The sequence below is a fragment of the Streptomyces sp. NPDC088387 genome, from assembly GCF_044753385.1.
Taxonomy (GTDB): domain Bacteria; phylum Actinomycetota; class Actinomycetes; order Streptomycetales; family Streptomycetaceae; genus Streptomyces.
This window is the reverse complement of sequence record NZ_JBIVNC010000016.1, coordinates 122,469-135,554: the sequence shown is the minus strand read 5'-3', so window position 1 is coordinate 135,554 and position 13,086 is coordinate 122,469. Positions and strand designations below refer to the sequence as shown.

Sequence of the window (13,086 nt, the reverse complement as noted above, 5' to 3'; positions counted from 1 at the left end):
CACCTGTGGGGCGAAGATCACAGCGCACCGGCCGAGTGCGTCCACCGTCCGCTGAGTAACGTGAACGCGTGCCGAAGCGCAAGAACACGTTCTCGTCCTGGGGTCGCCGAGTGGCGCAGGGCGCTGTCCACGCGGGCTGGGCGTGGGTGCAGCGCACGGGATCGGTCACGGCACAGAACCCCGGCCGCTTCCGCTTCGGCGCGATCGGCGAGTCCACCCGGCTCGCCTTCCCGCTGGGCACGGTCTTCGGGGAGCCGTGGATCCACATCGGCTCCCACTGCATCGTCGGCGAGCAGGTCACCCTGACGGCCGGTCTGATGCCCGACCTCGACCTCGGCCCCGAGCCGATCCTGCGGATCGGCGACGGTGTGGTCCTCGGCCGCGGCAGCCATGTCATCGCGGACACCACCGTGACCATCGGCAGCGACTGCTACTTCGGCCCGTACGTCTACGTCACCTCCACGAACCACTCCTACGACGACCCGCACCAGCCCATCGGCAAGCAGTGGCCGCGGATGGAGCCGGTGGAGATCGGCCCCGGCTGCTGGATCGGCACCGGCGCGGTCGTCCTGCCCGGCGCCCGCATCGGGCGCAACGTCGTGGTCGCGGCGGGCGCGGTCGTCCGCGGCACGGTCCCGGACCACGCGGTGGTGGCGGGGGCGCCCGCCCGGGTCGTACGGCGCTGGACCCCCGACGAGGGATGGCAGCCGCCGCTGCGGACACCGGCACCGGTACCGATACCGGACGGCGTGACCTCCGAGCAACTGGTGGCGCTCTCGGGCCTCGACGAGGAGAGCGCGGCGCGCCTCGCGGAACCGGACGAGGAGACGGTGGCCCGTCTGGCCGCGGAGTGACGGGGCGGCCGGGGTGTGAGTCCGCCGGCCCTGGAGCGACCCGGTCGGCTCAGCCGCCGGCCAGCAGTACCGTGCCGACCAGCGCGAGCCCCGCCCCGGCCGCCTGGACCGCGCGCAGCCGTTCACTGAGGAAGCCGCGTGCCGCGAGGGCGGTCACCACGGGGTAGAGCGAGGCGAGGACCGCGGCCACGGTGACCGGGCCGTGCTGGGCGGCGATCGAGTACGTGCCGTTCGCCGCGACGTCGGCCAGTCCCACGAAGGCGAGCGCGGGCAGCGAGGTCCAGGGGAAACCCTCCGGCGGCAGGGCGGGCGAGCCGCGCCGGACGGAGACGCACAGCGCGGTGCCGCCCGCGACGACGTTCGTGACGCGCTGCACGAACAGGGCGAGGAACAGGCCGGTGACCGTCGCCGACGCCTCGGCGATCAGAGCCATCACCGCGCCGAAGCCGAACGCCGCCAGCAGCGTCAGCAGCACCGCCTGCCGCTGCACCGGCGCGCCCCGGAGCTGCGGCCCGCCCGCCAGCACCACACCCACGACGGCCACAAGGATCCCGGCGAACTGCACCAGTCCCGGACGCTCGCCCAGCACCAGACCCACACCCACCGGGACCGCCACACCGAGGGAGCCCAGCGGCGAGACCACCCCCATCGGGCCGAGGGCGAGCGCCTTGTAGAAGGCCAGCATCGCCACCGGGCCGACCAGACCGGCGGCCACGGCGAACCACAGCTGCGGACCGAACTCGCTCCACGCGCCGGTCGCGACGACGACCACACCCAGCACCGTCACCGCGATCGACTGGGAGACCACCACGACGGTCAGCGCGGGTGTGCGCCGGCTCAGCAGTCCGCCGCCGAAGTCGGCCAGACCCCACAGCACGCTGGTGGCCAGGGCGAAGAGTGCTGTCACGGGTCGCCTCGCAGTACAGTTCGGTGAACGATCGGGTGCACCCCACCGTAGTTCAGTGCACTGAACTATGTCATCCAAAATATTGGCCTAGATGTTGGACGGAACGTGTCGGACCTCGACCTGCTGACCCAGTCCCTGGCGCGCAACGTGAAGCACTGGCGCGCGGTGCGCGGCTTCACGCTCGACGTGCTCGCCGCCCGGTCCGGCGTCAGCCGGGGCATGCTCATCCAGATCGAGCAGGCCCGCACCAACCCCAGCCTCGGCACCGTCGTCAAGATCGGCGACGCGCTCGGCATCAGCATCACCACCCTGCTCGACTACGAGCAGGGCCCGAAGGTGCGGATCGTCCCCGCCGACCAGGCCGTCCGCCTCTGGCACACCGACGCAGGCAGCTACAACCTGCTCCTCGCCGGCACCGAGGCCCCCGGACCGCTGGAGATGTGGGAGTGGCGGCTGATGCCGGGGGAGTCCAGCGCCTCCGACCCGCACCCCACCGGCACCGTCGAGCTGCTGCATGTCACGGCCGGCGAACTGACCCTCACCGTCGACGGGGTGGAGTACCGGATCCCGGCCGGCGCGAGCGCCTCCTTCGAGGCCAACACCCCGCACACATACGGCAACGAGGGCGCCGAGCCGATGAAGATGGTCATGGCCGTCTCCGTCCCGCCCGTGCACTGAGACACCCCGCGGAGCCCCGCCGGACCCCTGTTACCGTGCGGCCATGCGCGCACCCATCGGTCACTTCGACCACGCAGACCCCGCCCCCGAGCGACTCGACCAACTGGCCGCCCCCGTCGCCGAGGCCGTGCGGAACTGGAACGGCAGCGTCCCCGCCGAGCAGATCATCTACGTCGACACCGACCCGGAGTGGGCCGACACCGCCGTCTTCGTCCAGCACTACGGCCAGGAGCTGCTCGAACAGTCGGCGAACTGCGTGGTCGTGGCCGGCAAGCGGGGCGGCGAGAGCACCCTCGTCGCCTGCGTCGCCCTCTCCGCCACCCGGGTCGACGTCAACGGGGTCGTACGCCGTCAACTGGGCGCCCGCAAGGCCTCGTTCGCCTCGATGGACACCGCGACCGGCGAGACCGGCATGGAGTACGGCGGCATCACCCCGATCGGTCTGCCCGCGAGCTGGCCGGTCCTCGTGGACTCCGCCGTCGTGGACCTGCCGTACGTCCTCGTCGGCAGCGGCCGGCGGCGCGGCAAGCTCCTCGTGCCGGGCAAGGCCTTCGCCGAACTGCCCGGCGCCGTGGTGCTGGAGGGGCTCGGCGTCGCCTGAGGCCCGCCGCTCAGCCGGCTGCCGCGTGGTGGGCCAGCGCCAGATGCGGGTCCGCCTCGCCCGCCACCGGTGCCGGGTCGGCGTGCACCAGCGCCGCGGTCAGCCGCGGTACGGCGTGCAGCAGGGCGTGTTCGGCGGCCACCGCGACGGTGTGGGCCTGACGTAGCGTCGCCCCGCCGTCGACCACGACCGCCACCTCCGCACGGAGCCGGTGCCCGATCCAGCGCAGCCGCAGCTCACCGACCCCGAGCACACCGGGCACCTCCTCGACCGCCCGTTCGGCCCGGTCCACCAGCTCCGGGTCCACGGCGTCCAGCACCCGGCGGAACACCTCCCGCGCCGCGTCCCGCAGCACCAGCACGATCGCCGCGGTGATCGCCAGCCCCACGACCGGGTCGGCGAGCTGCCACCCCAGCGCCGAGCCGCCCGCGCCCAACAGCACGGCCAGTGAAGTGAATCCGTCCGTCCGTGCGTGCAGTCCGTCGGCGACCAGCGCGGCCGAACCGATCGACCGGCCCACCCGGATCCGGTACCGGGCCACCCACTCGTTGCCCGCGAAGCCGACCAGCGCGGCCACCGCGACCGCCGGCACGTAAGCGACCGGCTGCGGGTCCAGCAGCCGCTCGACGGCCGTCCACCCGGCGAAGGCCGCCGAAGCGGAGATGGTCAGCACGATCACGATCCCGGCCAGATCCTCGGCCCGCCCGTAGCCGTAGGTGAAACGCCGGGTCGCCGCGCGCCGGCCCAGCACAAAGGCGATACCGAGCGGTACGGCGGTCAGCGCGTCGGCCGCGTTGTGCACCGTGTCGCCGAGCAGAGCCACCGAACCGGACACGACGACGACAACGGTCTGCGCCAGCGCGGTTGCGCCGAGCACCGCGAACGACACCCACAGCGCCCGCATGCCCCGCGCGGAGGACTCCAGGGCACGGTCCACCTTGTCGGCGCTCTCGTGGGAGTGCGGGGTGAGGAGATGCCGGAGGGAGCGCTTCTTCGGGTGCCGGTGCGGGTGGTTGTGGGGCGCGTCGGAGTGCGGGTGCGGGTGCGGGTGCGGGTGCGGGTGGGAGTGGGAGTGGTCGCGGTCGTGGTCGTGGTCGTGTGTGTTGTGGTGCGGGTGTGCGCGGGGGTGCGCGGTGTCATGTCCGTGGTCGTCGCTCACGTGGCTCCCCTTCCGATGCGCCCAGGTGGATGGACGTACCCCGTCCACGGGGCCATTATGTGCGTATGAACGCACGCATGCACCTGTCAGGTGCGCACGATGCGCACGATGCGCATCCGCGCAGTCCGGGCGAGGAGCAGTTCGCGCTCGCGGCCGAGGTGCTGGCGCTGCTCGGCGACCGCACGCGGCTCACGCTGCTGCACGCGCTGATGTCGGGCGAGGCCGATGTCACGACCCTCACGGAGACGTGCGGGGCGGCGCGGCCGGCGGTCAGCCAGCATCTGGCGCGACTGCGGCTCGCCGGGCTCGTGACCACACGCAAGGAGGGGCGCCGGGTCGTCTACACCCTGCGGGACGGGCACTTGAGGCGACTTGTCGACGAGTCGCTGAACGTGGCGGACCACCGGCTCACGGACCGCCCGCTGCACGACTGACCGCCGCTCAGTACTGGGCGGCCGTCCCCAGGTACTGCTCGGCGAAGGCGGCGGCCGCCGCGGGTGAGGTGAACAGGCGGCGCAGCCGGGCCAGGGTCGTGCCCGCGCGGAACGGATCGCCCGCGGCCGTCCCGTGGTACAGCTCCGACAGCCACTGCGAGAACTCCTGGTAGTCCCACACTCGTCGCAGACACGCCTCCGAGTAGCCGGCGAGGGTCGTGCCGTCGCCCTTCGTCAGCTGCGCGACCAGACCGTCGCCGAGCAGGAACGCGTCGTGCAGGGCCAGGTTCATGCCCTTGGCGGCGATCGGCGCGACGAGGTGGGCCGCGTCACCGGCCAGGAACAGCCGCCCGTACACCATGGGCTCGACGACGTAGTCGTGCATGTCCAGGACGCGCTTCTCGATCAACCGGCCCTCGGTGAGGGGCGGGGCGCCCGCCGCGCCGAGGCGTTCCCGGAGCTCCGTCCAGACCCGGTCGTGCGTCCAGTTCTCGGGATCCTCGCCGGGTGTGCACTGGAGGTAGTAGCGGGTGACCTCGGGGCTGCGCGCCATGTGGCCCGCGAAACCGCGCGGGTGGCAGCCGAACAGCACACAGTCGGAGGACGGCGGTGCCTCCGCCAGCAGGGCCAGCCAGCCGATGCCGTAGTCGTGGCGGGAGAGCCGGGCGTGCTCCGCCGGCATCGACGCCCGGGTCACCCCGCGCGCGCCGTCGCAGCCGGCGACGAAGTCGCATTCGACCAGCCGCCGTTGACCCGTCTCGGGGCAGACGTACGACACCGAGGGGCGGTCCGAGTCCAGGTCGTGCAGCCGGACGTCACGGACGCCGAAGCGTATGTCGCCGCCGCGGACGTCGGCGTACTCCCGCACCAGATCGGTGACCAGCAACGGCTGCGGATAGACGAAGTGGTGAGCGCCCGTCAGCTCGGTGTACGGGAAGCGGAAGCGCTGCCCGTCGAAGCGGAACTCGCACGTCGTGTGCGACACGGCCCGCTCCAGCAGGTTCCCCGCCAGGCCACGCTGTCGCAGTCCGCGTACGGCCCACTCCTCGATGACGCCCGCGCGGGGTCGTCGCTCGATGAACTCCCTGGTCTCCGTCTCCAGCACCACACAGTCCACCGACGCGGCCCGCAGGATGTTGCCGACGGTGAGCCCGGCGGGCCCGGCCCCGACGATCACCACGGGGGCGGGGTGTGGCGGCGGGCCGGGTTCCGCCGGTGCCAACTCGCTGTCCGTGGTGGGCGATTCACCGGGTGGGGCGGCGAAGACGGTCTGGGCGAAGAAGGGTTCGCGGTGGGGGGTGGGGGAGTTCACCCGAGCATTATGACGACCGCGCGGAGGGGCGGGGGAGCGGGCTGCCGTGATGTGTTCACCGTGGTCCGGTCACCGTCGCGCGTTCAGCCGAGGCGCGGGATCTCTATCGCCGGGCAGCGGTCCATCACCATGTCGACGCCCGCCGCGCGGGTGCGCTCGTACGCGGCCTCGTCGATGACGTCGAGCTGGAACCAGACCGCCTTGGCGCCCTTCGCGACGGCCTCGTCCGCGACCCCGCCCGCGAGGTCGCTGTTCACGAACACGTCGACGACGTCCACGTCGAAGGGGATGTCGGCGAGCGACGCGTAGCCCTGCTCGCCCAGCACGGTCTCCGCCTTCGGATGGACCGGCACGATGCGCTTGCCGAACCGTTGCAGTACGTCGGCGACGCCGTACGCCGCGCGCCGCTGGTTCGTGGACAGGCCCACCACGGCCCAGGTGTCGCCGGTCTCGGTGAGGATCTTGCGGATGGTCGCTGCGTCGCCGTACACGGCCGGCCTCCTGGTCGTCTCACGAAGCGGTGTGCTGTCGCTGTGTGAGGGGAACGCCCGGCGGCCTGCGAGGATTCCCCCGACCAGGGCCGGACCGTGTCCGGATCGCCCACGCCGTGTCTGCGCGGTGACGCTTTCCGGCCTACGCTCAGCCCGTGCTGCGCATCATCGACGCCCGTACGGGCGACCCCGCCGACGCCGCCCCCGTTCGCCGGGGGCTCACCCGCGTGGAGACCCGTGTCTCCGGCTACGACAGCTCGTCCCTGCGTGTGCTGCTCGTCGCCGACCTTCTCGTCCGCGCGCTGGAACTCGGCGGGACACCGGTGTGGGCGCTCCTCAGGGCCGAGCGACAGCCCGCCGAGCTCCGCGCGGGGGCCGCCGCCCTCGGGATCCGGCCGTTCGAGGAGGCGGGAGAGTCGGGGTTGGGGGCGGAGTTGGCGCCGGGGGCGGGGTCCGGGCAGGCACCCGGGCTCGGGCTCGGTGAGGCTCAGGTGCTTCATGTCGCGGCGGCGGACGAAGCTCCGGCACCCGGTGGTGCGCTGCTCGCCGTCGCCCCCGTGAGCCCGGCCGGACCGCCGGCCGGAACCGACCCTTCCGTGTTGCGCCTCGCCCTGCTCTCCACGCGGCGAAACGTTCCGGTGCGGCTCGACGCGGCCACGCTGGAGGAGGCGCACGACACGCTCGCGCGCTGGCGGGGCGCCGTCGCCGGCTGGGCCCGGCAGCCGTCCCGGCCGATCCCCGAGGAGGTACGGACCCGGCTGCGGTCCGCCTGGGAGGACGACCTCGACGTACCCGGCGTCCTGCGCGTGCTGCGGCGTGTCGAGGCCGACCCCGACCTCCCCGAGGGCGCGCGCTTCGAGACGTTCGCGTACACGGACCGGCTGCTCGGCCTCGAACTCGTCCGGGATGTCGGAGCAACGGCGTGAAGGCCCGCGCGGGCGTGGGTCCGCTGCGCCGGCTGGTCGTCCTGCGGCATGCCAAGTCGGCGTGGCCGCCGGGGATCGCCGACCATCAGCGGCCGCTGGCGCCACGGGGGCGACGGGACGCGCCCGCGGCGGGGCGTGCGCTGGCTGAGGCCGATCAGCTGCCCGACCTGGCGCTCGTCTCGACGGCCGTGCGGGCGCGTCAGACGTGGGAGCTGGCGTCGGGGCAGTGGGGTACGCCGCCGCCGGTGCGGCATGACTCGCGGGTGTACGCGGCGGATGTGCCGGAGCTGCTGGCTGTGGTCCGTGAGACCTCCGCCGAGGTGGAGACGTTGCTTGTGGTCGGGCACAACCCCGGGCTGGAGGAGCTTGTCCTCGACCTTGCGGGGGACGGGCTCGGCGACGCGGTGGAGCGGGTGCGGGTGAAGTTCCCGACCTCGGCGATCGCGGTGCTCACTTGGTACGGGCGTACGTGGGAGGCCTTGCGGCCGGGCGTGGCGCTGCTCACGTCGGTGACGGTGCCGAGGGGCAAGAAGTAGTCGTACGGCTGCGGGCCGGTGGGGGCTTGTCGCGCAGTTCCCCGCGCCCCTGAGGGGTAGTTGTTCGGCTGCGGGCCGGTGGGGGTTTGTCGCGCAGTTCCCCGCGCCCCTGGGGGGGTGTTCGGCCGCGGGTCGGTGGGGGCTTGTCGCGTAGTTCCCCGCGCTCCTGGAAGCCTCTTCGCGCGGCCTGCGTGGCCGTGGGCATGTGTGTTGCCTGGGGCGGCACGGGTGGGTGCGGTGGCATCCCGTCGCGCCGGGCTGCGCGATGCCTCCGCGCGGGCACCGCATACGCTGGGGTGATGCAGGACGAGTACCGGACGGTGGCGCAGGCCGGGGTGCATGAGACCGAGGTCAACCGGTCGCGGTTTCTGTGTGCTCTCGCCCCGGCCGCCACCGAGCAGGAGGCCCAGGACTTCCTCGCGGCCGTCCGCAAGGAGCACACCGACGCCACCCACAACTGCTGGGCGTACGTCATCGGCGCGGACGCCGCCATCCAGAAGGCGAGCGACGACGGCGAACCCGGCGGCACCGCCGGCGTCCCCATGCTCCAGATGCTGCTGCGCCGCGACATGCGCTACGTCGTCGCGGTCGTCACCCGCTACTACGGCGGGGTCAAACTCGGCGCCGGCGGCCTCATCCGCGCCTACGGCGGCGCCGTCGGCGAGGCCCTCGACACCCTCGGCACCCTCACCCGCCGCCGCTTCCGCCTCGCCACGGTCACCGTCGACCACCAGCGCGCCGGCAAGCTCCACAACGACCTCCTGGCCACCGGCCGCGAGGTGCGGGACGTGCGCTACGGCGAGGAGGTCACCATCGAGGTGGGCCTGCCGGACGCCGATGTGGAGGCGTTCCGCGCCTGGCTCGCCGACAGCACCGCAGGTTCGGCACGGTTCGAACTTGGCGGAGAAGCATACGGCGACGCCTGACGTCACGGGGCACGACGGACGATTCGGGCGCACATGACGGGGCGATACGGGAGTAACCGGTGTGATGTCAGACCCGGCCGTTAGTCTCGGGGATCATGAGGCTGCTGCACACTTCCGACTGGCATCTCGGGCGGTCGTTCCACCGGGTGAACATGCTCGATGCCCAGGCCGAGTTCATCGGCCACCTCGTCACGACCGCGCGTGAGCGGGACGTGGACGCGGTGGTGGTGTCGGGAGACGTGTACGACCGCGCGGTGCCGCCGCTCGCCGCGGTCGAGCTGTTCGACGACGCCCTGCACCGCCTCGCGGACGCCGGTGTGCCGACGGTGATGATCTCCGGGAACCACGACTCGGCACGCCGGCTCGGCGTGGGCGCGCGCCTGATCGGGCGGGCCGGCATCCATCTGCGCACCGATCCGACGGAGTGCGGAACCCCGGTGGTGCTGCGCGACGACGAGGGCGACGTGGCCTTCTACGGGCTGCCGTATCTCGAACCCGCGCTGGTCAAGGACGAGTTCGGCGTGGAGAAGCCGGGCCACGAGGCCGTGCTCGCCGCCGCCATGGAGCGCGTCCGGGCCGACCTGGCCACCCGCGCGGAGGGCACCCGGTCGGTCGTCCTCGCGCACGCCTTCGTCACCGGCGGCGAGGCCAGCGACAGCGAGCGGGACATCACCGTCGGCGGCGTGGCGGCCGTCCCGGCCGGTGTCTTCGCCGGTGTGGACTATGTGGCGCTGGGTCATCTGCACGGCTGCCAGACCCTCACCGAGCGCGTGCGCTACTCCGGTTCGCCGCTGCCGTACTCGTTCTCGGAGGCGAACCACCGCAAGAGCATGTGGCTCGTCGACCTCGCCGCCGACGGCTCCGTCACCGCCGAGCGACTGGAGTGCCCGGTGCCGCGCCCGCTGGCCCGGCTGCGCGGCACGCTGGAGGAGTTGCTCGCCGACGAGGCCCTCGCACGGCACGAGGAGGCCTGGGTGGAGGCCACCCTCACGGATCCGGTCCGCCCGTCCGACCCGATGGCCCGGCTCACCGAGCGCTTCCCGCACACACTCGGTCTCGTCTTCGACCCGGACCGCGCACCCGACGACCCCGACGTCACCTATGCCGGGCGCCTGGCCGACCGCAGCGACCAGCAGATCGCGGAGGACTTCGTGACCCATGTCCGCGGCGCCGCCCCCGACGCGGACGAACGGTCGGTGCTGCGCGACGCGTTCGACGCCGTCCGCGCCGACCAGACGGTCCGGGAGGTGGCGCGATGAGGCTGCACCGGATGGACCTCACGGCGTTCGGCCCGTTCGGCGCCACCCAGAGCGTCGGCTTCGACGAGCTGTCGGCGGCGGGCCTGTTCCTGCTGCACGGCCCGACCGGCGCCGGCAAGACCTCCGTCCTGGACGCCGTGTGCTACGCGCTGTACGGCTCGGTGCCGGGTGCCCGGCAGAGCAGCCAGGGCCTGGCGCTGCGCAGCGACCACGCCGCCCCCGGCACCCGCACCTCGGTGACCCTCGAACTGACCGTCGCCGGACGCCGGTTGGAGATCACCCGCCAGCCCCCGTGGGAGCGCCCCAAGCGGCGCGGCGGCACCGGCACGACGGTCGACAAGGCCCAGAGTTGGCTGCGCGAGTACGAGTCGGCGGCCGGCGCCTGGAAGGACCTCAGCCGCTCCCACCAGGAGATCGGCGAGGAGATCACCCAGCTGCTCGGCATGAGCCGCGAGCAGTTCTGCCAGGTCGTCCTGTTGCCGCAGGGCGACTTCGCCAGGTTCCTGCGCGCGGACGCCGAGGCCCGCGGCAAGCTCCTCGGCCGGCTCTTCGACACCCACCGCTTCGGCGAGGTCGAGAAGCGCCTCGCCGAGCGGCGCAAGACGACCGAGGCGAAGGTGCGCGAGGGCGACGCGGCGCTGCTCGCCGACGCCCACCGTATGCAGCAGGCGGCCGGCGGCGCGATGGACCTGCCCGAGCTGACACCGGGCGAGCCCGGTCTCGCGGAGGCCGTCCTCGGGGCCGCCGCCGTCGCCCGCAGCACCGCCCGCGAGCAGCTCACCGTCGCGCGCACCGGGCTGACCGCCGCCGAGTCCGCCCAGGCCGCCGCGGATCGTGCCCTGGAGGACGTACGCGAAGTGGCCCGGCTGCAAAGGCGGTTCGCCGACGCGCAGGACCGGGCCAGGGCACTCCAGGAGCGGGCCGAGGCCCATCAGGAGGCCCAGGCGCGGATGGAGCGGGCCCGCAAGGCGGAGGTCGTCGCGCCCGCACTGGAGCTGCGGGACGGCGCCGAGGCCGAGCACCACCGCGCGGCGGGCGCCGAGACCCGCGCGCGCGACCCCCTGCCCGAGACGTTCTCCGGCGCCGGACCCGCGGGACTGGCCACCGCGGCCCGCCGCGCCGCCGAGGAACTGGGCGGCCTGGAATCCGCCCGCCGGGCCGAGCACCGGCTCGCCGAACTCGTCGCCGAACGCGCGGACCTGGACCGCCAGGAGCGCGCCGACGACGACCTGCTGGCCGAGGCGGAGAGCTGGCTGGCCGGCTGGGACACCGCCCGGGCCGCACTGCACTCCCGGATCGACAGAGCCCAGGAGGCCGCGACCCGGGCCGAACAGCTCGGCGTGCAGCGCGATCCGGCCCGGCGGCGGCTCGCGGCGGCCCGGCAGCGCGATCAGTTCGGCGCCGACACGGAAGCCGCGCAGCAACAGGCGCTCCAGTCCGCCGAGCGCGCGGTGGCGGCCCGCGCCCACTGGCTCGACCTCAAGGAACAGCGTCTCAACGGCATCGCGGCCGAACTGGCCGCGAACCTCGCCGACGGCGAGCCCTGCGCGGTCTGCGGCGCCACCGAACACCCCGCACCCGCGCGGAAGGTCGCCGGGCACGTCGGCCGTGAGGCCGAGGAGGACGCCCTCGCCGCCCACCAGCGCGCGGACGAGCGGCGCGCCGACGACGAGCGCCGCCTGGGACTCGTACGGGAGGCGCTGGCCGCCGCGTCGGCGGAGGCCGGGGACACCCCGACCGACCGGCTCGCCGAGGAGACCGCGGAGTTGGAGCGGCTCTTCGCGCAGGCCCGCCGCGAGGCCTCCGACCTGCACGCCGCGCACGAGGAGCTGCGGCAGGCCGAGCAGGAGCACGAGCGGCGTGTCTCCGAGCGGCAGCGGGCCGCGGTCGGCGCCGCCTCCCGGGCCGCCCGCCGTGAGGCCATGGAGCAGGAGCGGCAGACGCTGGACGAGGAGTTGACGCAGGCGCGCGGGGCAGCCGTGACTGTGGCGGCGCGGGCGACACAGCTGGAGCGCCAGGTCGCGCTGCTCACCGACGCGGCCGACGCGGTGCGGGCCGCCGAGGACAGCGCCCAGCGGCTCAAGGACGCCGACGCTCGCCTGGCCGACGCCGCGTTCCGCGCCGGTTTCGACACCCCGCGGGCCGCGGCGGACGCCCTGCTCGACGACGCCGCCCACCGTGATCTGCAACGCAGGCTGGACGCCTGGCAGACGGAGGAGGGCGCCGTACGCGCGATGCTCGCCGAGGAGGACACCGCGGCCGCCGCCCGGCAGGCCCCGGCCGACCTGGCCGGCGCCGAACGGGCCGCCACCGACGCCGCGCGACGGGTCCGCGCCGCCGCCTCCACGGGTGACGCCGCCGCCCGCCGCTGCGCCGAACTCGACCGGCTCTCCGCGCGGGCGGCCGACGGGATCCGCCGACTGGCCCCGCTGCGCGAGGAGTACGACCGGGTGGCCCGGATGGCCGGACTCACCGCCGGCACGGCCGCCGACAACGAGCGGAGGATGCGCCTGGAGTCCTACGTCCTCGCGGCCCGCCTCGAACAGGTCGCCGCCGCCGCCACCGCCCGCCTGCGCCGGATGTCCTCCGGGCGGTACACGCTGGTCCACTCCGACGACCGGGCCGGACGCGGACGCAGCGGCCTCGGCCTGCACGTCGTGGACGCCTGGACCGGACGCGAGCGGGACACCGCCACGCTGTCCGGCGGCGAGACGTTCTTCGCGTCCCTCGCGCTCGCCCTCGGTCTCGCCGACGTCGTCACCGACGAGGCCGGCGGTGTCCGCCTCGACACGCTCTTCATCGACGAGGGCTTCGGCAGCCTCGACGAGCAGACCCTCGACGAGGTCCTGGACGTCCTGGACTCACTGCGCGAACGCGACCGCAGCGTGGGCATCGTCAGTCATGTCGCCGACCTCAAGCGGCGGGTGCACGCCCAACTGGAGGTGGTCAAGGGCAGATCGGGCTCGACGCTGCACGCGCGCGGAGTCGGCTGATCCGGGCCGG

Annotated in this window: 13 protein-coding genes; 9 read left to right on the top strand and 4 right to left on the bottom strand. The window is 73.8% G+C overall.

Annotated features, from left to right (window positions below):
- Nucleotides 1-68: 68 nt before the first annotated feature.
- Nucleotides 69-854 (top strand): acyltransferase, encoded by a 786-nt coding sequence (locus tag ACIQAC_RS33545; RefSeq protein WP_402197854.1) that lies wholly within the window; start codon nucleotides 69-71, stop codon nucleotides 852-854.
- 49 nt (nucleotides 855-903) lie between these two features.
- On the opposite strand, the gene ACIQAC_RS33540 is transcribed toward ACIQAC_RS33545, so the two are convergent.
- The gene (locus tag ACIQAC_RS33540; RefSeq protein ID WP_402197851.1) at nucleotides 904-1,761 is read right to left on the bottom strand and encodes an EamA family transporter; all 858 of its coding nucleotides are present in this window, start codon (nucleotides 1,759-1,761) and stop codon (nucleotides 904-906) included.
- Nucleotides 1,762-1,866: 105 nt separating this feature from the next.
- Here ACIQAC_RS33540 and ACIQAC_RS33535 point away from each other — a divergent pair, with 105 nt between their 5' ends.
- Both ACIQAC_RS33535 and ACIQAC_RS33530 read left to right on the top strand, forming a co-directional pair.
- Complete coding sequence (locus tag ACIQAC_RS33535) at nucleotides 1,867-2,439, top strand: helix-turn-helix domain-containing protein (protein ID WP_402197849.1); 573 nt, start codon at nucleotides 1,867-1,869, stop codon at nucleotides 2,437-2,439.
- A gap of 43 nt (nucleotides 2,440-2,482) precedes the next feature.
- Nucleotides 2,483-3,040, top strand: a complete 558-nt coding sequence (locus ACIQAC_RS33530; RefSeq protein WP_402197846.1) for a YbaK/EbsC family protein — start codon at nucleotides 2,483-2,485, stop codon at nucleotides 3,038-3,040.
- Between the two features lie 10 nt (nucleotides 3,041-3,050).
- On the opposite strand, the gene ACIQAC_RS33525 is transcribed toward ACIQAC_RS33530, so the two are convergent.
- Nucleotides 3,051-4,199 (bottom strand): cation diffusion facilitator family transporter, encoded by a 1,149-nt coding sequence (locus ACIQAC_RS33525; RefSeq protein ID WP_402197845.1) that lies wholly within the window; start codon nucleotides 4,197-4,199, stop codon nucleotides 3,051-3,053.
- Nucleotides 4,200-4,264: 65 nt separating this feature from the next.
- On the opposite strand from ACIQAC_RS33525, the gene ACIQAC_RS33520 reads away from it, so the two are divergent.
- Complete coding sequence (locus ACIQAC_RS33520) at nucleotides 4,265-4,633, top strand: ArsR/SmtB family transcription factor (protein ID WP_402197842.1); 369 nt, start codon at nucleotides 4,265-4,267, stop codon at nucleotides 4,631-4,633.
- A gap of 7 nt (nucleotides 4,634-4,640) precedes the next feature.
- On the opposite strand, the gene ACIQAC_RS33515 is transcribed toward ACIQAC_RS33520, so the two are convergent.
- Nucleotides 4,641-5,855 (bottom strand): 4-hydroxybenzoate 3-monooxygenase, encoded by a 1,215-nt coding sequence (locus ACIQAC_RS33515; protein WP_402198023.1) that lies wholly within the window; start codon nucleotides 5,853-5,855, stop codon nucleotides 4,641-4,643.
- A 173-nt stretch (nucleotides 5,856-6,028) separates the two neighbouring features.
- Entirely contained in the window at nucleotides 6,029-6,436 is a 408-nt protein-coding gene (locus ACIQAC_RS33510) for a CoA-binding protein (RefSeq protein ID WP_402197841.1), read from the bottom strand.
- Nucleotides 6,437-6,591: 155 nt separating this feature from the next.
- Between ACIQAC_RS33510 and ACIQAC_RS33505 the strand changes: the two genes are divergently transcribed.
- The 5 genes from ACIQAC_RS33505 (at nucleotide 6,592) to ACIQAC_RS33485 (ending at nucleotide 13,076) form a co-directional block, all read left to right on the top strand.
- The gene (locus tag ACIQAC_RS33505; RefSeq protein WP_402197838.1) at nucleotides 6,592-7,362 is read left to right on the top strand and encodes a hypothetical protein; all 771 of its coding nucleotides are present in this window, start codon (nucleotides 6,592-6,594) and stop codon (nucleotides 7,360-7,362) included.
- Nucleotides 7,359-7,898 (top strand): SixA phosphatase family protein, encoded by a 540-nt coding sequence (locus ACIQAC_RS33500; protein ID WP_402197835.1) that lies wholly within the window; start codon nucleotides 7,359-7,361, stop codon nucleotides 7,896-7,898. Before ACIQAC_RS33505 ends, ACIQAC_RS33500 begins: the two co-directional genes overlap by 4 nt.
- A gap of 299 nt (nucleotides 7,899-8,197) precedes the next feature.
- The gene (locus tag ACIQAC_RS33495) at nucleotides 8,198-8,824 is read left to right on the top strand and encodes a YigZ family protein (RefSeq protein WP_402197833.1); all 627 of its coding nucleotides are present in this window, start codon (nucleotides 8,198-8,200) and stop codon (nucleotides 8,822-8,824) included.
- A gap of 95 nt (nucleotides 8,825-8,919) precedes the next feature.
- Nucleotides 8,920-10,083 carry an exonuclease SbcCD subunit D gene (locus ACIQAC_RS33490; RefSeq protein ID WP_402197831.1) on the top strand — a complete coding sequence of 388 codons (1,164 nt, stop codon included), beginning with the start codon at nucleotides 8,920-8,922 and terminating at the stop codon, nucleotides 10,081-10,083.
- Nucleotides 10,080-13,076: an AAA family ATPase gene (locus ACIQAC_RS33485; protein ID WP_402197828.1), complete on the top strand. Its 2,997-nt coding sequence runs from the start codon at nucleotides 10,080-10,082 to the stop codon at nucleotides 13,074-13,076. Before ACIQAC_RS33490 ends, ACIQAC_RS33485 begins: the two co-directional genes overlap by 4 nt.
- Nucleotides 13,077-13,086 lie beyond the last annotated feature (10 nt).